Annotated in this window: 17 protein-coding genes; 6 read left to right on the top strand and 11 right to left on the bottom strand. The window is 42.4% G+C overall.

Going from position 1 to position 23249, the window contains the following annotated elements:
- The first annotated feature begins 6 nt into the window (after positions 1–6).
- Positions 7–774: a hypothetical protein gene (locus CL667_06040; GenBank protein ID MAL17252.1), complete on the top strand. Its 768-nt coding sequence runs from the start codon at positions 7–9 to the stop codon at positions 772–774.
- On the opposite strand, the gene CL667_06035 is transcribed toward CL667_06040, so the two are convergent.
- Complete coding sequence (locus CL667_06035; protein MAL17251.1) at positions 771–1181, bottom strand: hypothetical protein; 411 nt, start codon at positions 1179–1181, stop codon at positions 771–773. The two genes, CL667_06040 and CL667_06035, sit on opposite strands and share 4 nt — an antisense overlap.
- Positions 1181–2896 carry a sodium:proton antiporter gene (locus CL667_06030; protein ID MAL17250.1) on the bottom strand — a complete coding sequence of 572 codons (1716 nt, stop codon included), beginning with the start codon at positions 2894–2896 and terminating at the stop codon, positions 1181–1183. Before CL667_06030 ends, CL667_06035 begins: the two co-directional genes overlap by 1 nt.
- 168 nt (positions 2897–3064) lie before the next feature.
- Here CL667_06030 and CL667_06025 point away from each other — a divergent pair, with 168 nt between their 5' ends.
- Together CL667_06025 and CL667_06020 are read left to right on the top strand one after the other, a co-directional pair.
- A complete protein-coding gene (locus CL667_06025; GenBank protein MAL17249.1) occupies positions 3065–4711 on the top strand; it encodes a peptidase in 1647 nt (548 codons plus the stop codon).
- An 8-nt stretch (positions 4712–4719) separates the two neighbouring features.
- The gene (locus CL667_06020; protein MAL17248.1) at positions 4720–6465 is read left to right on the top strand and encodes a peptidase M14; all 1746 of its coding nucleotides are present in this window, start codon (positions 4720–4722) and stop codon (positions 6463–6465) included.
- Between the two features lie 445 nt (positions 6466–6910).
- Here the strand turns inward: CL667_06020 and CL667_06015 are convergent, their stop codons facing one another.
- Complete coding sequence (locus CL667_06015; protein MAL17247.1) at positions 6911–8389, bottom strand: glutamate--tRNA ligase; 1479 nt, start codon at positions 8387–8389, stop codon at positions 6911–6913.
- Positions 8390–8522: 133 nt separating this feature from the next.
- On the opposite strand from CL667_06015, the gene CL667_06010 reads away from it, so the two are divergent.
- The 3 genes from CL667_06010 to CL667_06000 all read left to right on the top strand — a co-directional run bounded on the left by CL667_06010 (position 8523) and on the right by CL667_06000 (position 11219).
- Positions 8523–9188, top strand: coding sequence for a hypothetical protein (locus CL667_06010; protein ID MAL17246.1), 666 nt, complete (start codon positions 8523–8525; stop codon positions 9186–9188).
- A gap of 72 nt (positions 9189–9260) precedes the next feature.
- A complete protein-coding gene (locus CL667_06005; GenBank protein MAL17245.1) occupies positions 9261–9488 on the top strand; it encodes a hypothetical protein in 228 nt (75 codons plus the stop codon).
- Positions 9489–11219: a sodium-coupled permease gene (locus CL667_06000; protein MAL17244.1), complete on the top strand. Its 1731-nt coding sequence runs from the start codon at positions 9489–9491 to the stop codon at positions 11217–11219.
- Between the two features lies 1 nt (position 11220).
- Here CL667_06000 and CL667_05995 read toward each other — a convergent pair whose 3' ends face one another.
- From CL667_05995 to priA, 8 genes are all read right to left on the bottom strand, one after another.
- Positions 11221–12087, bottom strand: a complete 867-nt coding sequence (locus CL667_05995; GenBank protein MAL17243.1) for a sterol desaturase — start codon at positions 12085–12087, stop codon at positions 11221–11223.
- A gap of 128 nt (positions 12088–12215) precedes the next feature.
- On the bottom strand, positions 12216–14723 hold the full coding sequence (locus CL667_05990) for a zinc-dependent metalloprotease (GenBank protein MAL17242.1): 2508 nt from the start codon (positions 14721–14723) through the stop codon (positions 12216–12218).
- A gap of 117 nt (positions 14724–14840) precedes the next feature.
- A complete protein-coding gene (locus tag CL667_05985) occupies positions 14841–15716 on the bottom strand; it encodes an alpha/beta hydrolase (GenBank protein ID MAL17241.1) in 876 nt (291 codons plus the stop codon).
- 15 nt (positions 15717–15731) lie between these two features.
- Positions 15732–16553: a pseudouridine synthase gene (locus CL667_05980; protein MAL17240.1), complete on the bottom strand. Its 822-nt coding sequence runs from the start codon at positions 16551–16553 to the stop codon at positions 15732–15734.
- Positions 16550–17347 carry an SMC-Scp complex subunit ScpB gene (gene scpB, locus CL667_05975; GenBank protein MAL17239.1) on the bottom strand — a complete coding sequence of 266 codons (798 nt, stop codon included), beginning with the start codon at positions 17345–17347 and terminating at the stop codon, positions 16550–16552. The genes CL667_05980 and scpB overlap by 4 nt, the downstream gene beginning before the upstream one ends.
- A gap of 128 nt (positions 17348–17475) precedes the next feature.
- Complete coding sequence (locus CL667_05970) at positions 17476–18675, bottom strand: hypothetical protein (protein ID MAL17238.1); 1200 nt, start codon at positions 18673–18675, stop codon at positions 17476–17478.
- Entirely contained in the window at positions 18645–20567 is a 1923-nt protein-coding gene (locus tag CL667_05965) for a CBS domain-containing protein (GenBank protein MAL17237.1), read from the bottom strand. Before CL667_05965 ends, CL667_05970 begins: the two co-directional genes overlap by 31 nt.
- 85 nt (positions 20568–20652) lie before the next feature.
- On the bottom strand, positions 20653–23091 hold the full coding sequence (priA, locus tag CL667_05960; protein MAL17236.1) for a primosomal protein N': 2439 nt from the start codon (positions 23089–23091) through the stop codon (positions 20653–20655).
- Positions 23092–23249: the final 158 nt, after the last annotated feature.

Here is a 23249-nt window from a genome sequence, read left to right as displayed (position 1 = left end):
AGTTTTATGTGCTTAATCACCTTTGCCTACAAGTCTCACCCGAAATTTGAGCTAATTTTAGCCGGCAACCGGGATGAATTTTATGAGCGCCCAACTCGTAAAGCAGAGTTCTGGACGAAAGAAGGATTTCCAAATATTTTGGCCGGAAAGGATCTTGAAGCCGGTGGAACCTGGCTGGGTGTTCATGAAGCCTCCCGCAAGTGGAGTGCTCTTACAAATTATCGCGATACTTCCATCAAAAAAGAAGACCCGCCTTCACGGGGAGAGTTGGTATTAGACTACCTCAAAAGAGAGAAGTCAGCGATGGACTATCTTGGAGATATTTCTAAAAAAGCTGAAAAATATAATGGTTTTAGCCTATTGCTCTGGGATGAAAACGGATTCTATCATTACTCAAACCAAAACAAAAAAGTAACCCGAATTGAGCCCGGTATTCACGGGCTCAGTAACGCCTTACTCAATACCTCCTGGCCCAAATTGGACTCAGCCAAATCTCAGCTAGAGCACGTTATTAAAAAAGAAGATTTCGGGAAAGAAGATCTGTTTAAGATTCTGCTTGATGAGCGTAAGGCTGAGGAAGAAGAGCTTCCGGTTACCGGCATTCCAAAAGAATTAGAGAAAGCGGTTTCTTCTATTTTTATCAAGACTGAAAGCTATGGCTCCCGATGTTCTACCGTTTTACTGATTGATAAAGAAGGAAATATTGACTTTACCGAACGGCGATTTGAGCCCGGCACTTCCGAGGTTTTGGGTGAGCAACATTTCGAGATTTAGTCAGGGCTTTTCTGAAAAAAATGAGAAGGGAAATCAAGGCAGTTTGCTGGTATTATTCCTAAAGTGTTTGTCTCTGGGTTAAACACAGCTTTGAAATCACAAAAACTATTATTTTTAGAATTCATATAAAAAGAATCTTCAGGCCAGCCTTTTTTCTTTTCTGTGGTACCGAATTTAGTCCATATTTCCCCATCTTGATACCACATCACTCTATCATTATAGAGAAAAAGGGTCATTGAAGAACGATTCGGATCTACCTCATAGGTTGGGTTTGGTCCATAACCCGTTCCCGTTAATTTCCACTCACCGATCAATTCTTGAGGAACACTTTGCTCATTTTTAAAAGCATCACATCCAACAAATAATATCCCGATTAAAAGGATTGATATGTATTTAATAATCGTCACTAAGCATCAAGGCTGGTAATAGCAGGTTCTTTTCCTTCCGGTGTATAGGTTTCGGGATCCGGAATTTTACCAAACTTATAGATGATGCCTATGATTATGGCGACACCTACCGGGTAAATAATCCATACGGAGATATTCAAAACAATAGCTGCAATCATGGCTAGAATACTAATGGCTCCTACAATCATTGCATATGGAAGTTGGGTGTTTACATGCTCAACATGATCACATTGGGTAGCGATAGAGCTTAATATAGTGGTATCTGAAATCGGTGAGCAATGATCGCCCCAAACCGACCCTGCTAATACCGCACTCACACTGGCATAAATAATTTCAAGGGTCATTTCCATCGGTACTCCAGTGTTATTTCCAATTTCCCATCCCAGAGGAACTACCAGTGGCATCAAGATTCCCATGGTTCCCCAACTCGATCCGGTTGCAAAGGCTGTCAATGCTGAAAGCACGAGCACAATGGCAGGCATCCAGTAAGGATTTAACGTTTCACCAAATACAGAAACAAGATAATCGGCGGTGCCTAAGGCTACTGTCACATCACTCAACCCCCAAGCCAGCACAAGTATCAGCACGCCGTCAAACATCACGTGCATTCCGTTCATCATGCCTTCCAGAGTCTTTTCGATATCCAATAGTTTTTGTGAAAGGGTCATGATAATAGCCACCACTACTGATGCCAATGAACCCCATAAAAGAGCGTTGTAGGAGTTCGCCGTCTCAACAATAGATTGGATGCTGTTCCCTTCACCCGTTACAAATAAACCGATTATAGTTCCCAGTACTAAAGTCAGAATTGGCAGTGCTGCATTCATCCAATGCGACTCTGACTTCTTAGCTTCATCTTCTTCTATCTTATCCTTGTACAGATTGTATTTATCCAGTTTTGGGTCATGCTTTGCTTTATATAAATCAATTCGGGCTTTAAGCATAGTTCCAAAATCGCGCCCTGAATAGGCAATCAGAATTACGAACAGGATGGTGAAAAACGCATAGAAATTGTACGGAAGTGAATTTATAAATACGGAATAAGCAGCTTCATTAAAGTTGGCCATCTCACTTTCTGCGGTTGCAATAAATCCTACCATAGCGCCAATCCAGGTGCTTACCAAAGCGATGGTTGCAATTGGAGCTGCGGTTGCATCGACTAAGTAAGCGAGTTTGGCTCGCGAAATCCTAAGCTTATCGGTGAGCGGACGCATGGTATTTCCAACAACCATGGTGTTGGCATAATCATCAAAGAATACAACGAAACCCATCAAAGAAGTGACAACCTGACCCTGAACTTTAGTTCGCACAAAGCGGGTGATTGCTTTAATAACACCGCGGGTTCCCCCATTATCGGTAATGATACCCACCATTCCCCCAATCAAAATTGAAAATATGACGATACTCATCCGATCTGGATCAGATACTCCGGGCACTATAAAATCACTAAGAGAAGAAAAGAAACTGCTAAATATGCCGGTAAAGCTAAGGTCTCCTATCAAATAAGCCCCCATCCAAATACCCAGGAAAAGAGCAAACAACACCTGACGGAAAATGAGAGCGATAGCGATGGCTACAAGAGGTGGTAAAATACTTAGCCAGCTCCCTAAAATAGAGGAGGATGTTTCTGCCATTTGCACATCGGCCCAGGCATACTGAGATGCCAAAATGAATATGGAAACAACCCCAATCAGTGCTGCTATTTTCTTTTTCATGCGTAATTATTAATTCTGAATATTAAATCGCTCAGAAAATAACATCTATTAAATTAAAACCAAGATTCAAACTTTAGGCTCCTTATTAACTTTTAACAGTTCAATCTTTGAATTGCATCGCTCAGCGAGTTACTATCTCGCATACCATAAAATCAATTATCCGTATTTATGAAACATTCGTACCTGCGCTCGCTGTTGTTTGTTTTGGGATGGATGCTTTGCCTGCCGGCATCATCAATTGCTCAAAACTCATACAGCGACTTCCAAACCCTCACCGACCGCCTGAATCAGCTGGAAACTGACTACGGAAACCTAACCGAATTAACTTCACTTGCAAAAACAGCCGATGGCAAAGACCTTTGGGTGCTTACAATTGGCTCCGGCGATGTACAGAATCATCCGGCCATTGCAGTTATTGGCGGGGCGAAGGGATCGCATATCCTGGGTAGCGAACTTGCCCTGACTTTCGCCGAAAACCTCCTGTCTAATTCTTCCTCTGAAGAAATCAGCAGTCTTTTGGAAACCACCACTTTTTATGTTTTACCGCGCATTAATCCGGATGCGACCGAGCAATATTTTGCTTCGCTGAAGTACGAGCGGGACGTTAATACCATTTCCACCAACGAAGATCGTGATGATGCTTTTGATGAGGATCCCTTTAACGACCTGAATGGTGACAACCTTATTACCATGATGCGGGTTGAAGATCCCACCGGAAAATGGATGGTTCATCCCGATGAAAATCGCCTGTTGAAGATGGCTGATATCACTAAAGGCGAAAAAGGAACGTACAAGTTATTCACCGAAGGTGCCGATGATGACGGCGATGGTGAATTCAACGAAGACAACGCCGGAGGGGTAAACATCAACAAAAACTTCACCTATGATTACCCCTATTTTGAGCCGGGCGCCGGTGAGAATATGGCCTCTCAAGTTGAGACTAGAGCCGTTCTCGATTTTCTATTTGAAGAAGCCTCCAATGTCTTTTCGGTAGTGTCATTTGGACCTGCTAACAACCTGAGCTCTCCCGTTAAATTTAACCGAGGCGGAATAAGTAAACGAGTGATTACCGGTTGGTATGAGGAAGATGTTGCCATCAACCAGCTGGTTTCAAATTCTTATAATGAAATTACCGGCTTAGAAAATGCCCCATCCATGAATGGGCAATCCGGTGATTTATTCCAGTGGGCTTATTTCCATTATGGAAGATTTAGTTTCAGTACTCCCGGCTGGTGGACACCGGATGTTATGGGTGATGATGATAAAGCCATGAAATTTGATAATGATGAAGCCAAATTTCTTGCCTGGGCTGATCAGAATAACATGGATGCTTTTGTGGACTGGGAAGAAATTGATCACCCTGACTTCCCCAATAAAAAAGTAGAAGTAGGAGGTATCAAGCCATATATGACTTTAAACCCTCCTTACGCAATGGTTGATTCTTTGAGCCAGAAACATACGGCGTTTATCACAAAACTCGCTTCCATGAAACCGGAAGTTCAGTTAGTCAATTTTGAAGTTACGGAAGCTGGAAGAAATTTAACCCGTATTACCGTCGATATTCACAATGACGGAGTTTTACCCACAGCCTCCCGACTTGGTGAACGCACTAACTGGGTGAAAGAGGTGGTGGTTAAAATCAACCTTTCAAATAATCTGAAATTGGTAAGCGGTGAAATGCTGGATACCATCGAATCTATTGAAGGTGATGGCAGTGTCCGCAAAACCTGGCTGGTTCGAGGTAAGGGTACTTTTAGCCTTTCAGCCGGAGCGCCAAATACCGGAATTTCAACACAAGAACATACCATCCGATAGAGAAAGCCATGAAGAAATTAACACACATTTTACTTACTACCGCACTTGTTGGCCTCGTTTGGACTTTACCATCTTCGGTAAACGCTCAAATAACTGATGGATTTTTCAAGGCAGCCGGATCGCCTGCCAACCCTGAAGTTGAAGCCACATGGAATCGTTATTACAGTTATGAGGGAATCACTGATCTAACTAAGAAGCTAGCCGATGCCCATCCCGATTTAGTTAAGCGGGAGTCCATTGGGAAATCATACGAAGGCAGAGATATCTGGCTCCTCACGGTTACCAATCATTCTCAGGGCAATGCCGATCGCAAGCCGGCTATGTACATAGATGGAAATATTCACTCCAACGAAATTCAGGGCACTGAAGTCTCTTTATATACAGCTTGGTACCTTGCTGAAATGTATGGACAGAATGATTTCATCACTCAGCTTTTGGATGAAAAAACATTCTATATAGCGCCGACAATCAACCCTGATGGGCGCGAAAACTTTTTCGAGGAACCTAACAATTCTAGCTCACCTCGTTCAGGCATGAAGCCTATCGATGATGATATGGACGGACAGGTAAATGAAGATAAGTACGATGATTTGAATGGAGATGGAAGCATCACCTACATGCGCCGTAAAAACCCTCGCGGCGGATATCGTTCACATCCTGATTATCCTGAACTAATGCAGCGTGTTGGAGCTGATGAGTTTGGGGAATACGAACTGCTTGGATCTGAAGGTCTCGATAATGATAATGACGGACGTATTAACGAAGATGTTGAAGGCTATTACGACCCTAACCGGGACTGGGGCTGGAACTGGCAGCCAGACTATATACAGCGTGGTTCTCATAAGTATCCGTTCTCGTTACCTGAAAATCGTGCGGTTATGGATTTTGTAATGGAGCATCCAAATATTGCTGCCGGACAAAGTTACCATAATGCCGGAGGTATGATTTTACGCGGGCCGGGAGCAGAGGAAGATCGTGAAACCTATAACCGCTCAGATGTGCAAGTTTATGATGCACTTGGTGAAATGGGTGAACGCGTAATGCCGGGCTACGACTACCTCGTCGTTTATGATGATTTATATAGTGTTTTTGGCGGTGAACTAGACTGGTTTTATGGAAGCCGAGGAATATTTACTTTCACAAACGAGCTCTGGACACCTTACGAAATGTTTAATGAAGATACCCGAGGTCGTTACGGTGAAGAAACCTACGAATTCAACAAGTATCTGTTATTCAATGATGCACTCACAGAGTGGGAACCATTCGATCATCCTCAGTATGGGGAAATTGAAATTGGTGGACTGAAGAAAAATCTCGGTCGCGCCCACCCCGGTTTTCTACTCGAGCAGATGGCTCATCGCAATATGGCCTTCAGCATTTACCACGCCTATCATACTCCTCAGTTGGTCATTGACGAGATCTCAGAAAAAGACTTAGGTGGTGGACTCAAAGAAGTGACGGCCGTAATTACCAATACGCGTATGATCCCTACTCATGCCAGCCAGGATTTGAAATACAAAATCACTCCTCCTAACTACATTACCATTGATGGTGCTCAGGTTGAAGCTGGAATGGTTGTAACCAATCGCGCAATGAATCAGACCGTAGAGCAAAAGAATAATCCTGAAAAAATTGCGGTAGATAATATCCCCGGAATGGATTCCGTGACGGTTCGATGGATCATTAGCCGCGGAAACAATTATACCATTACGGTAGATAGTAAGAAGGGAGGGTTGGTTTCCAGGACTAAATAGAATCTAAAAATCTTTAGCAAAAGAAAAGGGAGTTCAATTGAGCTCCCTTTTTTTTAGTTAAAATTCTTTGCACAGCCCCATAACTATTCCAAGCCCAATACTCCGACCTCTCTAAATCTCTCCTTCTCAAGGAGAGACTTGTCCGAGCCTATTAATAGTATTTATGATGGGTTAAGGTATGGAAACCTTATCAGCGCGTCCTTCTCCTTGTTGAAGGAGAAGACAGAAGAGGTCGAACGCTTGTTGAGCAAGCACCTTAACTAAAAAACTGTCATCGAATTACCTAACATCTACAATTGCGATGAATTCAGCGACCGCAGAAAGCAAATTCCGTGGCAATCTCTTTTTTATGCAAGATTGCCTGAATTAGGGAGATCGCTTCGTCGTTTGAGAAAATTACCCTAACCAAAATCCGGGCTCCTCGCGATGACTATATTTCCTTAGATCAAAGCTTCTCAATCGCTGTATCAATTCTATCCAGCACTTCCTCTTTACCGATAAGTTCCAGCGCCGGGGTTAGGTCCGGACCAAAGCCCTGTCCACTCACAGCAACTCGTAGCGGCATCATCAGTTTTCCAAAACCGACATTATGTTCTTCAATCGTCTCTTTGATTTTGTCTTTCAAGGTAACAGCTTCGAAGTCACCATCAGATAGCTGCTCAATTTTATCCCGATATGCTTTTAGGATAACTGGACTGTCCTCTTTCCATTTTTTGAGGGCTTTTTCATCATATTCTTGCGGCGCTTCAAAAAAGAAAGCACCCATGCTTACAAATTCCTCAATTCTGGATACACGCTCATGTAGAAGCTCAATAACATCACTTAAAAACTCTTCATTTGGAATCTTAAATTCTGACTCTTCAAATAAAGCTTTCACTCTTGGCTTAAGCTCTTCTACTGAATGCTCACGGATATAATTTTCATTATACCACATCAGTTTTTTGTAGTTGAAGACTGCTCCACCTTTACTCACACGGTCGAGTGTAAATAACTCACAAAGTTCTTTCAGATCATGAATTTCAGAATCATCACCGGGACTCCATCCCAAGTAAGCCAGGAAGTTCACAAGAGCATCCGGCTCATAATTTCCTTTTATGTAATCTTTGGTGTTTACCGGAATCCCTTCACTTTCAGCTTTACGCTTGGAAAGTTTTCCGCCACTTGGAGACATAATCAACGGCAAATGAGCCATTTTTGGCGGCTCCCATCCAAAAGCATTATAGAGTAAGATATGCTTGGGTGTACTGCTCAACCATTCCTCACCGCGAATAACGTGGGTGATTTCCATGGTGTGGTCATCAACAACATTTGCCAAATGATATGTTGGCATTCCGTCGGATTTTAGCAAAACCTGATCGTCTAATCCTTCGGTATCGAAAGAAACGCTGCCCCTAATCTCATCTTCAAACCGGACATTCTCTTTACGCGGTACTTTCAGGCGAACTACGTACTCGTCACCATTTTCTAATTTCTTCTCAACTTCATCTTGAGGAAGAGTCAGGCTATTCTTCATAGACTGACGCGTAATCGCATCATATTTAGGAGATGGATTTCCGGACTTCTCCAAACGCTCACGCATCTCATCAATTTCCTCAACTGTGTCAAAAGCGTAATAGGCATGACCGGCTTCAACCAGCTGCTCCGCATACTTGTGATAGATATCCTTTCGCTCGCTCTGTCGGTAAGGACCAAAATCTCCGCCTTTGCCAGGACCTTCATCAATTTCCATCCCGGTCCATTCCAAAGAATCAATAATATCCTGTTCGGCTCCCTCTACATATCGGGACTGATCGGTATCCTCAATTCTCAATATAAATTTACCGTCGTTATGGCGGGCAAATAAATAATTATAAAGTGCGGTTCTCAATCCGCCAATGTGTAAAAATCCGGTTGGTGAAGGCGCAAATCGTACGCGAACGCTCATTTAATTTCTCTTTTTTGTAGTAATTGATAGTTCATTTTTCTAATCCCTTAAAGATAACAAATTTTAAGTGCTAAATTTTGAATGTTGAATTGGCTAAGTTTCCATTCAACATTCAAAATTTAAAAATTTAACATTGCAATTAGCTCTGCTCCAACCTCAATTTGCTCCCAATCTTTACGACCTCTCAGCTATGCTTAAGGCGGATCTCATTGTTTGGGAGGATGTAGAAAAGTGGTCTCGTAAAGGACGTTCGCACCGTGCTCAAATTCGAGGGCATAATGGATTGCAATGGATTAATCTCCCTATCAAGACCGAAGACAAGCAAAAGCCTATCAAAGATGTGCGTATAGATCAGACTCGTGACTGGTTTGAACCTCTGTGGAATGCCATCTATCACAACTACAAAAGCGCCACCTACTTCGACTTATTTGAGGATGAACTTCGAACAGACTTTGAAACCGGAGCCCATTTCACCAAGCTCATCGACTTTGATATCTATTTTTTTAACCGCATGATGACCTACCTGGAAATTGACCTTCACCCCAAAATGGCCAGTGATATTCCGGAATACGATACTTTCCCGGATCAATTCGTCCAAAACATCGGTGCCGATACGCTGTACTTAGAGCACGAATCAAAGAATTATCAGCGACAAACAGATTTAGCTATCCCCGCATTAGATGATCATCCCGAATACCGGCAAGCCGTTTCCGGTTTTGTCCCCGGTTGCAGTACGCTTGATTTGCTATTCAATTACGGGAAAGAGAGTTTTAGAATAATTGATGATTTAAGAGGGTAAAGTTCTGTATGATGGCAAACCCAATAATCTTGTAAATCCATCAATCCCAAAATCAAGTTTCAAAAACGCAATGTGAACCATGATTTTAAGGATTTTGATGATGACTGGGATTTCAATTATCCTACTTTATCTCTCACTTTTAAAACTACCTTACAATTCCTATTATCTGCCATGGATGAAAAAACAACCGACCAAAAATTAACTCCTAAATGGCTTGGCGATTATACGGTCGTTGCCATACTTGGTGTTATTTACATTCTTCTTTTTCTGATCTTCACCTCCACATTCAATACCCCATAAATGAGCTGGATTGACTGGTCGGTATTAATCATTTTTTTAGGATATACGGTATGGGATGGAACCCGTCAGGGTAAAGATGCATCCACCATTGAAGGCTATTTATTAGCTAATCGCTCCATGCCTTGGTGGGCAGCGGGACTTTCAGTAATGGCTACTCAAGCCTCTGCAATCACGTTTATTGGAACCACGGGAATTGCCTATGTGGAAGATATGCGCTTCGTGCAGACCTATCTCGCCATTCCTTTTGCCATGATTTTCATCTGTATGTTTCTAGTTCCCTTCTTCAATAAGATGCAGAATTTTACGGCCTACGAGGTTTTGGAAGAACGATTTGGCCTCAAAACACGATTAACCACTTCCGGTCTTTTTCTAATTTCACGCGGACTTGCTCTAGGTGTTGTGATTGCCGCTCCCTCCTATGTATTGGCCCTTTTGCTTGGTCTTCCGCTTAATGTGACCATTATCATTATTGGCATTATTGCCACCGGATATACTACTGTTGGCGGTATTGCGGGTGTAATCAATACGGATGTAAAGCAGATGGCTGTGATGATGTTTGGGCTCATATTTTGCTTCGGCCTGGTCTGGATGAATCTGCCCGAAAACGTTGATTTCGGAGATGCTCTTTACTTAGCCGGAAGCCTCGATAAGCTTACCGCCCTTGACCTGAATTTCGATTTATCCGAAAAATATAATGTCTGGAGTGGAGTGATTGCCGCCTTCTTCCTGATGGTTTCCTATTTCGGAACCGACCAGACTCAGGTGCAACGATATCTGACAACCGATTCAGTCAAAAACGCACGAAAGTCACTACTGCTTACGGCTTATGCTAAAGTACCTATGCAGTTCTTTATTCTCTTACTTGGGGTGATGTTATATGTGTTCTTCATCTTTAATCCCGCACCGGCTTCTTTTCGTGCAACAGAACCTGTAGCTGAACAACAAGAATTTCGTATTGCCGAAGAACGGATTTTGAAGCAATATGACCTCGCCCATATCGCACGTGAAGATGCGGCCTTAGCTGCGGTTCAAAACAGGAGCAAGGAAAATCAGCAAGCCTTTATAAATGCCGATCGCGAAATGAATGAAGCTCGTCAGGCTGATCTGGCTTTACAAGCTGAAATCCAGCAGGCAGATGTCAACGACACCAATTATATCTTCCCCTATTTCATCCTCAATCATGTCCCTATTGGTATTATTGGGTTGATTGTAGGTGGGATTTTTGCAGCTGCACTCAGTAGTATAGACAGTGAGCTCAATGCCTTAACCACGGTTTCCATTGTAGATTGGTATCGACGGCTCAAAGGCGATACGTATGAAGAAATGCACTATGTGAAGTCTTCGAGAGGTGTCACATTTATGTGGGGCGCTATAGCCACGGTTTCGGCTTTACTGCTTGGGGAAACTAAATCTATTATTGAGCTCATTAACCAGATTGGCAGCTATTTCTATGGATCTATTCTGGGTGTGTTTGTATTACTGCTTTGGGTAAAACGAGCAACCGGAACCGGAGCTTTAATTGGGCTTATTTCAGGAATGGCTTCCGTGTTCACCTTCGATCGTCTTTTCTATAATGCCACTACTGCCGACTACTCTTTCATATTCCCATGGAGTGAAGTGCCGGATGGTTATACCAAAGCCATCGAGTTTTTATGGTTGAATCCGGTGGGTACCATTATGGTAGTTATGGTTGGGTTGATATTAAGCTATATCAACCCTCGAAAAAGCTAGTTTATTTCTCTTTAGAAATTTCTACTTCCTCATCCCCAAACTTTGAACCTACTGGCGGGCGATACGACTGAAATGGAATTTTAAGCAAGTTCCCCAGATTATCATTTTCGGCGGGATCCATGTGAGTATCGATGCCATATTTGAGCTCGGTCATTTCATCAACTTGGGCAAAGGTTCCAAAAGCACGATCCCAGACAGCAAAAATATTACCATAATTGGTATCTGTATAAGGCTGGGTGTAGTGATGATGAACTTTATGCATCAATGGCGTGATGAAAATCCACGACAAAGCCCGATCTATCTTTCTTGGCATGTTTATATTCGCGTGTGTAAGGTGAGCGAATAGCGCAGAAATGCTTTGGTATAAGAACACAATCCAGATGGGAGCTCCAACTACAATCACCCCTATGATGGTAAATACCATTCGAAATACAGCTTCTCCGGGATGGTGGCGGAGTCCTGTAGTCACATCTACCGTTGTATCGCTATGATGTACGAGATGGAATTTCCACATAAATATGACTTTGTGCTCTATCCAATGAATCAAGTAAGCACCAAAGAAGTCGAGCAGCATCACCCCAACAATAGCTTGGACCCATATCGGCATTTCAACCCACTGCAAAACCCCAAACTCATTGGCCGTCACATAATTCGATGACCACACCAATAGACCGGCAAAACCCAATCCAATCACTACAAAAAAGCCGTTTAACACTAAGTTGATAGCAGCATGTCGGACTTTCTTGTACCCAAATTCAAACAAAGGGAATACTCCCTCGATAATCCAAAAAAGGAAAATTCCACCAATCAACATTCCTGCCCGGAATGAAGTAGGTACATTTTCAAAAAATTCAATCAGTGATTCCATAATTAAGTACTTGGTTAACCAGGCTTACTTAAGATGCTAAAACGAAAGCTTAGGGGCAAAACCATAGCTATAAAAAAAGCCCCACACATAAATTATGTGTGGGGCTTTGAAGAACTATACTCTTTTAATTAATCGTCACCGTCAAGTACATCCTGAACTCTCGCTTGGAGATCTTCAAGGTGCGTTCTTGTGGCTCGGTCAAATCCACCACTTCTTAGAGCGCTGGCAATATCACGATTTAAAATGTTTAGTTGATTTCGCACGATTGGGCGAATGTCAGACTGACTTACATCAACAGATGGTCCTGACCACCAGTTTCCTTGGATTTCCTGAGTCATCAGGCCTTCCATCTCTTCAACGTATGCACGCTGTAGAGCTCGGCGATGTACATCAATATTTTCATTAGCTCTTACTTCGCTGAAAATACCGTTACGTACGTCATCCATCATTTCGAAAGCAGTGTACGTATCGTCATCTGAACGTCGCTCGAACTCAATCAGTTTTGCAACTCGTCTTCCATCAACAAGAGCGGAAAGAACACCGGCTTGAGCACCTCGGAAATCATCAACAGCTGATGCCTGATTTACACGATCAAGGATTTCATCACTGAAAGCCCATGTTGGTGTACTGAATGCATGCTGCTGTAAAAACTCCATCGCGTCACGCTGGGTTGCTTCAGGAACAGCTTCATAAACAACGCCATCCTGCTCATACGTTTTGTGGTTTTCATAGATACCACCAACATTAGACAACACATGTCCCATGTACCTTCTCCACTGACCAATGATGTTACCATATAGCTCGTCTAATTCTTCATAATTAGCACCTTCTCTTTCGGTCCAGTCAATCAGGTTTTCAGTTATTACCTGAAGGTTAGCCAAGCCAAGTTCGCCTGCTTCCATGGCATTATTGGTAAGGTCTTCGTTCTGAGAACGTGGGTCAATTTTGCTACCGGTTTGACGGCCGTAGAAGTACAAAGGATCATCTGCCCTTTCTACAGTCCACTCATTAAGAGTAGCTTTAATTTCTTCATCACTCATGTCATCAGGGAACCAAGTGTAACCCCATTTTGCATTCCACTTGTCATATTCGCCAACAGCTGGATAGAAATTAGTAACTCCGTCACCAGGCTGAGCGATATAGTTAAAGCGAGCATAATCCATGATAGATGGTGCTGTTCCGTGTGTAGAAGTAAATTCCGGATCGCGAAGCTGTTCTACCGTGAAAGCGTAACTTGAACCAAAGTTATGTGGGAAACCAAGTGTGTGACCTACTTCGTGAGCAGATACAAATCGGATCAATTCACCCATAATCTCATCGTCAAATTCTACACCGCGGGCATCAGGGTTAGCTGCTGCTGTTTGGATGAAGAACCAGTTTCTGAGAAGGTTCATTACGTTATGGTACCAACCGATATCACTTTCAAGAATCTGACCGGTACGTGGATCATGAACATGTGGTCCGTATGCATTCTGTACCGGAGATGCGAAGTAACGAATCACCGAATAACGTACATCTTCCGGGCTAAACTCAGGATCTTCTTCCTTCGTTGGAGGTAATTTACCCATAATTGCATTTTTGAAACCGGCAGCTTCAAAAGCTACTTGCCAGTCATCAACACCCTGAAGTAAATATTTTCTCCACTTCTCTGGAGTTGCAGGGTCAACATAATAGATAATAGGATTTTCCGGCTCTACAAGCTCGTCACTCTCGCCATTCATCCAAGCCATGTAGGCTTCTTTATCTTTAGGTACTAATTTCCAGCGTGTTACATGCTGAATTTGTTTTGCCTTTTGAGCTTCGTCCGTGTATTCCGTTTTAGAAACACTAAAGAATCCTACCCGCTGATCATAATCTCTTGGGCGCATTTCTTCTTCAGGAAGCACAATCATACTGTGATTCAGTTCAATAGAAATAGTCCCTGTGGAAGAGTTTGAAGGTGGATTTCCTGCATCATAAGTCAGGATGTTTCGCGCTTCAATATTTTCCGGGTAACTATTGATGTGCTCAATAAAAGTTCGGCTACCATCTACGCGGCGTACCTGATACTGCCGGCGATCGCCACTGTCTAATCCTAATGATGGGATATCATCAGTGAACATACTGGTTATCTCTACCACAGAACCTGTTGAATCCTGATTAAGAGCTTCAATATCAAAAGAAGCAATGATTGGCTCGAAGTTAGAATTTCTTACCGCTTCATAAATAGGCTTGGTCTCTGAAGCAACGTTCTCATAGGAGATGTGACGAAGAAGAATTTTATCCTGCTTCTTTTCCCATCTTACGATTTGAGTGTTAAGCTTTTCGCCACCGTAACCGAGGTTATCTGCTGTTTTAGCAACACGTGTAACTAATAACATTTCCTGGCCTAACAAGGCATCAGGGATTTCATAGTAATATTTGTCTTCAACCTTATGTACATCAAACAGTCCTTCGTCTGTTTCTGCATCTTTAGTGATGACATCACTGTACTTTTTCATTTCGCCATCACCACTTGGGCCGCCGCCTCGCATTCCCCGGGATGGGCCTTCAGATGAACTTGCTGCTTTTTCTGCTGTCTTACACCCTGCAATAACAAAGGTGAAACTCAGCAAAAGTACTGCAAGTCTATTTATAGTAACTTTTCCGTAGTTCATAGATTTTGGTTTATTTCTTATTAATGGTAACCGAATAGTAAAAGTGAGGTTAGTTTCGAAGCTAATCAAGTAGCTAAGACTAATGCTGTGTAAAAAGAATTAAACAGAGAAAAGTTTTTATCGCAGATATTCTACAAACCAACCTTCCGTCCACTCTAAGACCTCAGCAAGAGGCTTTGGAAAGTCCTGGCTTTCAAAAGGATGAGCACCACCATAAGTGTGTGTTCCATTGGCCACCAATCTTAATTCTTTATCGCGGGCGTCACAGGCAATGTGTAATTTTTCTGAATCAGTATAAGGCACAGTTTCGTCGTCCCGTCCGTGAATAAACAGCGTAGGAATTCGAAGTTCGCCAACCCGTTCCATCGCAATAACCCGTTCAGCATTTTCTGTAGCATCATCATATACAACCTTACCGAGCTTCATTTTTTGGCCGGTTCGGCTGTTTTCAATTTCGGTGTATCCCTGCTCTTCCCAATCTTTTTTCATGGAATCAGACCATCGATCCCGATAGTCAGCAACTGCCGACCAGGTGGCAATACATTGAACCGGAGTATATTCAACGGCCGCTGCAATAGCCGTTTGGCCACCACGTGAATGCCCTATCAAACCAATTTTATCGGTATTTAAGCTTGAATGGCTATCGCTGATCTCTCCTTTTTGAAGGGCTTCAATCACCGTACCAACGTCTTCAAGATCTTGAGAGAGCGTTTCTCGTTCAAACAATTCCATCTCGGTAAATTCGGTTTTCTCATCCCCAATTCCGTTCAAAGAAAAATTCATGGCAACAACCCCAAATCCTGCTCGGGCCATTTCTTCGCAAATATCCGGGAAGGGTCCCCAGTCTTTAAATCCTTTAAAGCCATGTAAAAATATTATGACCGGAAAGCTGAGTCCGTTTCTTGAAATAGGTGAATACAAATCATAACGGATTGGTAATCCTTCTGTTGATTTTACCTGTCCGGATGAAATCGAAATACTGCTTATTTCCATGAAGTCTCTTTTGGTTTACCTTTCTTTGTTAAAGTCTAATGTCTCAAGCTTAACGTGTTTTCGCAGTGCATTAATTTCATTTTGTCGAAGATATCTCCATCTCCCCATCGAAACATTCTTTAAAGTGAGCCCTGCATATTCCACTCTTTTAAGCTTGGTTACTTCTGTTCCGTGGAATTCTACCATCCTGCGAATCAAACGGTTTCTTCCTTCAAATACCGATATTTCAAACATTTCCGGCATATCAACGAACTGCTTCACGTGATTTGCCTTTGCTATTCCGTCCTCAAGTTCAACGCCTTTCAGGTATTCGCCCAGCTGCTTTTCAGTGAGTGGCTTTTCAGTTTTTACATGATAGGTTTTTCGAATTGAGTAGCTTGGGTGCATCAGCCGATGAGCTAAATCTCCGTCATTGGTCAAAACCAACAATCCTGTTGTATTCCGATCCAAGCGCCCAACCGGATATACTCGCGAGCCTGTTGCATCTTCAATGATATCCATCACCGTCGTCCGGTCTTTTTCATCATCGGTGGTTGTAATTACATTTTCTCCCTTATTAAGCAATAAATACACAAAAGGCTCAAGGCTGAGGTTTTGTCCGTCTACTACAACCGTATCCTTCCTGCGGACTTTAGTTCCTAACTCAGTTGTAACTTCCCCATTAACCTGTACTTTTCCGGCAGAAATGTAATCATCTGCATCTCGGCGAGAGCAGAAGCCTGCATGTGCTATAAACTTGTTAAGGCGTATTTCCTCTTCTTTTGAATAATTTTGATCTACCGTTGCTGCTTTTTTATCGTCTGCCTTATTTTTCTTCCGTCTTCCTTTCTTACTCATTCTTCCTCGTTGGTTTCTCCTTCATGATTCTCATTTTTGGGCTGATCCAATTCCTCTTCAACCTCTTCTTCCTGATCATTTTCTTTTGCTGTTTTCTTCTCCTCGTACTCTGAAATTAATTCATCAGCCATTTCCTCCGGCGTCACATCATCTTCTTCCTCTTCCATTTCATCAATCATAAGCTGACGCTCCATTAACAACTGACGATGTTCGGCCATGTCATCATCTTTTAGGATCTCGTCAATTTCACGCGGCTTTGGAAGCTCACTTACCGAATTGATTCCAAAGTGCCTTAAAAAGTGTTTTGTGGTTCTATATAACAATGGCTTTCCGGGGCTGTCAGCTCTGCCTGAAACTTCAATAAGAGCCTTTTCCATTAGCTGCCGCAGGATATATCCGGAGTCAACCCCGCGGATTTGGTCCACTTCTGGTTTTGTAATGGGCTGCCGGTAGGCTACTATAGCGAGCGACTCAATTGCTGATTGTGAAAGTTTTCTGTAAGCATTTTCGTGCTGAAAAATACTGAGCCAATAGTGGTATTTTTTCTGGGTTACGAAGGTATATCCCCCACCCATTGCTTGGATCCTGAAGCTGAATCCGTTTTCATCGTAGCGCTCATTCAACTTATCTACGAAATCAGATACCGTTTCTTCAGTAATCTCAATCTGCTCTTCATTTTCAACAATAATGTCCCGGATTTTAGAACCGGTAATCGGCTCTTCGCTGGCAAAAATCAGTGCTTCAATCACTGATGAAAGCCGGGAACCATCAATAAATTCATAATCGTTTTTCATTTAAAAATTCAATTAATAACTGAAAAGGTTTATTACTGAAATCAGTCTCCAAACATACGCAAAGTGTGAGTCACCCAACAAAATTAATTTCACTACTGATTCAGAACCAATTCTTAAGCGAATTAAATTTAGCGCTTATAACAGATGAGTTTCGCTTTACCTTTCTTAATTACTCGATATCCCAGCAGGTGAAAAACCTCCTTTACAAAGAAACGGGCCACGTTCAGATTAACTTCAAAAACACCATCACCCTCAAGTTTCACTCCCGGCAGGTATTGCAGATAATTATTAAAGAAAGAATCACGGAATAGGGACGACAACTTTAACCAGAACGAAGAACGAGCTTTAAGAATGAAAAATCCATCATTCCCCTTATTCTGATATAAAGGCATAAATATCAGACCTTTTTCAGGTGCAACAACCGGCTCTCCTTCATAATAGGCTAGCAGCTCCCCTTTCTGTACGCGGTCAAAATTGTAGTATCCACTTTTCATATTGAATAGGGATGCATCTTCTAAGTACTGATGATAGCTGATTTCATAATATCTATTCTCAACATCACTCGAGTCACTTATTCTACCTTCAAAATGTGCTATCTCTGAAGTATTTAATTTATAAATACCTTTATGGTGGAGGTATAGCCAAAGGAATGCCTCCGTTTTGTCAGTAGAAGCATCTTCGAAATGGTTGCCTGCCTCAAACCCGATAGCAGGATATCCAAGGTCGTTGATGTAGCTCATCAGCGTGCCGTGGATGTTTTCTTCAATCCCTAAAATTTGCGGTACCGGAAATTGAGCGGCATTCTCTCGATTCCTAATGGTATCGTTGAATAATAAAAAAGCGCAGCTTTTAGCTGATGTTGTGTGCAAATCTACAAATGAGATTTCATCAGTATGAGCGCTATGTTCTTCAATGATATGCAGAATGGTATCAAGAATATCATGTGCTTCGTGCCATTCCCTGCTTTCTTCCTTAGGCTTATTCTTCCCTGTTTCACCTAAATCACCCCAAATTCTGTTCAGATCGAAGTCTAAAAATCGTACTCCTTCTTTAATGGCTTTTCTATTCCCGCTAATTATATAAACAGAACCATTCAAATTATCTGAATTCTCACGTAACTCATCCAAAAGACGTTCACTCGCCTTTAACCCGGCTATTTCATTTCCATGAATAGCTGCAAATACGACAGCCACAGGCCCAGTGTCAGATTTATGACTCCAAATTATGCGGTCTAAACTTTCTTTCTCAAATATCTCTTCCAATTTTATTTCTTCAGTCTGTTCTTCAATCAAAAATCTTAATCCTTTTGGCTTTCTAATTTCTTCAATAGCAGAGTCGTAATGTTCATAAAGTTGCCCTCGGTGATGATCCCAACTACACGACTGTTTTTAACTACCGGCAAACAGCCTATTCCTTGATCCTTCATAATATCCATCGCTTCCATAATAGATGCCTCCGGATGAATGGTAATGGGATTCTGGATCATTATTTCAGAGACTGTTTTCGCTCCGGTATCTTCTCCATCTTCAGCTGTTCGGTAGTATTCCCTCAACAATTGACGCATGGTAATCAGTCCGGTGAGGTGCTTCTGATCGTCTTCTACAGGCAGATATCTGATTTTCCTCCAATCCAGTAAATTCCCTACAAATTCTAAAATATCATCTTTCCGAACCGTAAAAAGATCGGTTGTCATGAACTCTTCCACCATCAGAGTTGACGGCTTCCAGTACTCCATATCTTCTATTTTAGCCAAACCCCATTTATGAACCGGTTCACCTTTTTTCTGATTTTTAATCATCGCATTAGTGATCGCAGAAAGCGCCTGCTCTTTATTCGCTTCTTTTATCAGCTTGCCATAGGATTTCACCACCCAATAAGAACCGGTTTGAGCTGAAGTAGCCCGCTCTTCAATAACATTTAGGTAGGTATCGATATCACCAGAATCAAGATTTGCTTTTTTGAGTCCATTTCTGGCGATTGGAAGCAGCTCATCTTTAATAAGATCTACAGCGGTGATCTTTCGGTCTTTGGTCCAAATAAATTTAGTATCAAGACCCATCTTTGATGCTGCAAAGAAATTCATCTTCGCATTATCAAAGTCCATTTCTTTTGTTATATCCGGGTACTCATCCTCAAAACCATTCAGTAGACCAAGCCAGAATGCAGCATTTGCTACCTCGTCAATAACCGTTGGCCCGGATGGCAATACCCTGTTTTCAATTCTTAGGTGTGGTTTTCCGTTGCCAACTCCATAACATGGTCGGTTCCACCGATATACTGATGAATTATGCACTTTCAAAGCCATCAATTCCGGAGCTATTCCCTGCTCCATCATTTCTTCAACTTCTTCTTCGATCTCCGCACTTAACATTACCCTGTACCGGGATATATCTTCCTGATATATATCCAGGATGCTGTTCTCAAGCCATTCATTGCCGAAGGTTACCCGTGGACTCGAATCCCGAAGATGCTCACCAACCTGGCGGGTGTCTATGGACTGATGAAACAATGCAACTCGCGTTTCAGCCCATAATCGTTTCCCAAATAGAACCGGTGAATTCACAGCACAGGCAAGTACCGGTGCCGTTACTGCTTGTGCAATATTATATTTGTTAACAAATTCGTCAGGCTTTACCTGCAGGTGTACCTGAAAACCCGTGTTACAGGCCTCGAGTAAGGGAGAATCAAATTTCATCAGCAATTCATCCATTCCCTGAATACGAAGTTCATATTCTTTTCCCCGAAGTTTATTGATCGCCTCACATAATGCTTCATACCGTTGAAGTGGTGTCAGGTTTTTAATATCCAGATCCATTTTCCGTATGGTCGGAAGGATTCCGGTAAGCAGCGTATCCCCACCAATTTCAGCCACCGTTTTGCGCACATACTCCATTTCTTTATGCATGTTGAATTCCATTTTCGATAAACAATCGCCGGTAAATTCAAGGGGATCCATATTGATTTCGAGGTTGAAGCGGGCAAATTCAGTCGTATAATTCCCTTCTCCCAAGGCTTCCAATACCTCCAATGATTTGGGAAATACTTTCCCATGGGGATCTACCATACATAATTCCTGTTCTGCGCCAATCCGTAAAGTATCGGTCTCAATCCAATCTTCATCAAGCATTTTTTGAAGTGCCCGCAAATCGCGAAGCACATGCTTCATAAAAGATTGCACCTCTTCATTATTGTCTGCAAGCTTTACGCGCTCTTCTCCCATAATCTGTTTCGTTAGATGGGTTAAAGTTGAATTCCCTTTAAATACCGACTTTGCCAGCCTTTATGCAAGTTTTTGCAGTGAACTTTTATTGGATAGCATCTGGATTCACATTCACCCTTACTGAAGAAAACCTGCCCTTCGTTTCAGCTTCATATACTTGCATGATTTTGCCTATCACTGCCTCTATATATCCAGCTCCTTTTTCTGGATCAATTTTCAACGTCACTTCCCATATATATTTTTTATTCATCCATGGGATAGCCCCCGGAGAAGGACCCAATACCGGAAGTTCAGGCATCACTCTGCCTATAGATGAGGTTAGTTGGTGCGCGGCCTGACTCACTTCTTGTTCTTTGGTCGATTTCAGCTCAAACCGAACCAACCGTGAGTATGGCGGATAGTAAAGTGGTTTTCGAAACTCCATTTCCTGCCGTGCAAAGCCTTTATGGTCATGTTTTCGGGCAAACTGTATTGCTGAATTTTCAGGCTGACGACTTTGTAAAAATACCGTTCCCGCTTTTTCGCCACGTCCCGATCTTCCCGAAACCTGACTCAACAATTGATACATCCGTTCTGTTGCCTGAAAGGATGGGAATGCTAATTCGGTATCGGTATCAATCACCCCAACAACAGTTACATTGGGGAAGTCGAGTCCTTTAGCTACAAGTTGTGTGCCGATCAAAATATCAGCTTCGCCTTCACCAAAGGCATTCAGAATTTTTTCGTGCGCTCCTTTTCGCGAAGTCGAATCCCGGTCAAAACGAATTACTTTGGCATCAGGAAATAAATCTTCCAGTTGCTCCTCTATATTCTGTGTGCCGGAACCTTGTACTTTTAAATTTTGTGAGCCGCATTGTTCACAATTCGTATCCGCCCGCCTTGAGTAGCCTGAATAATGGCACATTAATAAATTTTTCCGCTTGTGGTAGGTCAGGCTTACGGAACATTCAGGACTTTGAGGAATATGCCCACAGTCTTCACACTGCAAGTAGCTGGCATAGCCACGGCGATTATATAACAGAATAATCTGTTCGTTTTTCTCGAGCGCTTCTTCCATTGCCATAAAAAGAGGAACGGCTAATTCCCCACGCATGGCTCCTTTGTATTGCTTCAAGTCTAATACTTCTACTTTGGGAAGTTGGGCTTCGGCATGGCGCTTGGTTAGCTCAAGTAACTCACACTTTCCTTTCGCTGCCATATTAAGTGACTGCATGCTGGGCGTTGCTGAGCCCATAATAACCACAGCATTATTTTTCCGGGCACGGACAATTGCCGTTTCACGAGCATGATACCTTGGCGCCGGATCCATTTGTTTGTAGGAACTGTCGTGTTCTTCATCCAGAATAATAAGACCCAAGTTTTGGACCGGAGCAAACACAGCAGAACGTGGCCCAATCGCGATATTTTTCTTTCCTGAATTTAAGTCTCTCCACGCCTGAAGGCGTTCACGATTCGTCATCCGGCTGTGGAGGACCGCAATTTTATTCCCAAAAATTCTATAGAACCGAGAAACTGTTTGGGGAGTAAGGGCAATTTCAGGAACCAGTACAATCCCTCCTTTTCCGCTATCAACAACTTGTTCAAGAGCGTGAATATAAACCTCTGTCTTCCCGCTTCCCGTGATCCCAAACAACAAATAATTGGCGAACTCCTCTTTTGAAAGCGATTTACTGATCTGTCTAAAAGCAGCCTGCTGATCTTCATTTAGCGTTTTAATAGAGTCCGGCTCGTAATCCAGATGTTCAATATCGGATTTCTTCTCTACCTCTTGATAGGTGATCCACCCTTCATCCTGTAGCTTTTTCAGGGTATAAGAGCTGAATGCATTTTCGTCTTTAATTTCAGATTGACGAACCGGTAGCCCCATCTCCAGAAAAGCCTCTAAAGCTGACACCCATTTTAAATCTGTATTCGATTCCTCACTCTGTACAAAATCCTGAACATCTTTTTCATTCTTTCCCTTTGCCCAAATCCACTGGCGCTCAGTGGCTACGGTCACCTTTAGGTCCGGTTCTTCCCAAATCTCGATAGCCTTACTTTTCAGAAGTCCTGAGAACACCTTATTTAAACCGGTTCCTTTATATCTTTTCTTGGCTTCCTTAAGTGTAGTTTCTGTTTCTTGAAGATCAGAGATTACTTCTTTTTCATCCTTGTTGAGTTTATTTCTGTCAACTGAATCTGAAATCCTCAGGTATTTTCGGGAAACAAAGTTAAGTCCTGAAGGAAGGGCGGCCTGAATAGTTTCTCCCCAGCTGCTGTAATAAAACCGGGAGATCCACTGAGTCAGAGCAAGCAACTCATTAGAGAGAATAGGTTCCTCGTCTAGGATTTTTCGAATGGGTTTTGTTTTAAAGGAAGGCGTTTGATCATGTACCCTGACAATGACTCCAATGGCATAATAATTTCGAAATGGAATCCATACCCTTTGTCCTGCCTGAACAGAGTTCATCAGCTCTTTAGGAACATGATAGGTAAATTGCTTACGGACAGCGGCCGGTAAAGCTACATCAACAAAACTGGACAAAATATCAGCGTGATCTTGGATTAATTTTAGAAGGAAAGCTTATCCAATTTCAGCGCTCGAATCAACCGATTTATAAAACCAGTAGTAAATAGGTCAGAATAATTAGCACTGGTAAACTAAATACCAGTCCGCCTCTCCAATATGCCGTTCTGTTTCTC

The organism is Balneola sp., from assembly GCA_002694685.1.
GTDB lineage: Bacteria > Bacteroidota > Rhodothermia > Balneolales > Balneolaceae > Gracilimonas.
Note: the sequence above shows the minus strand (reverse complement) of the source record. Positions and strands in the feature narration are given on the sequence as shown.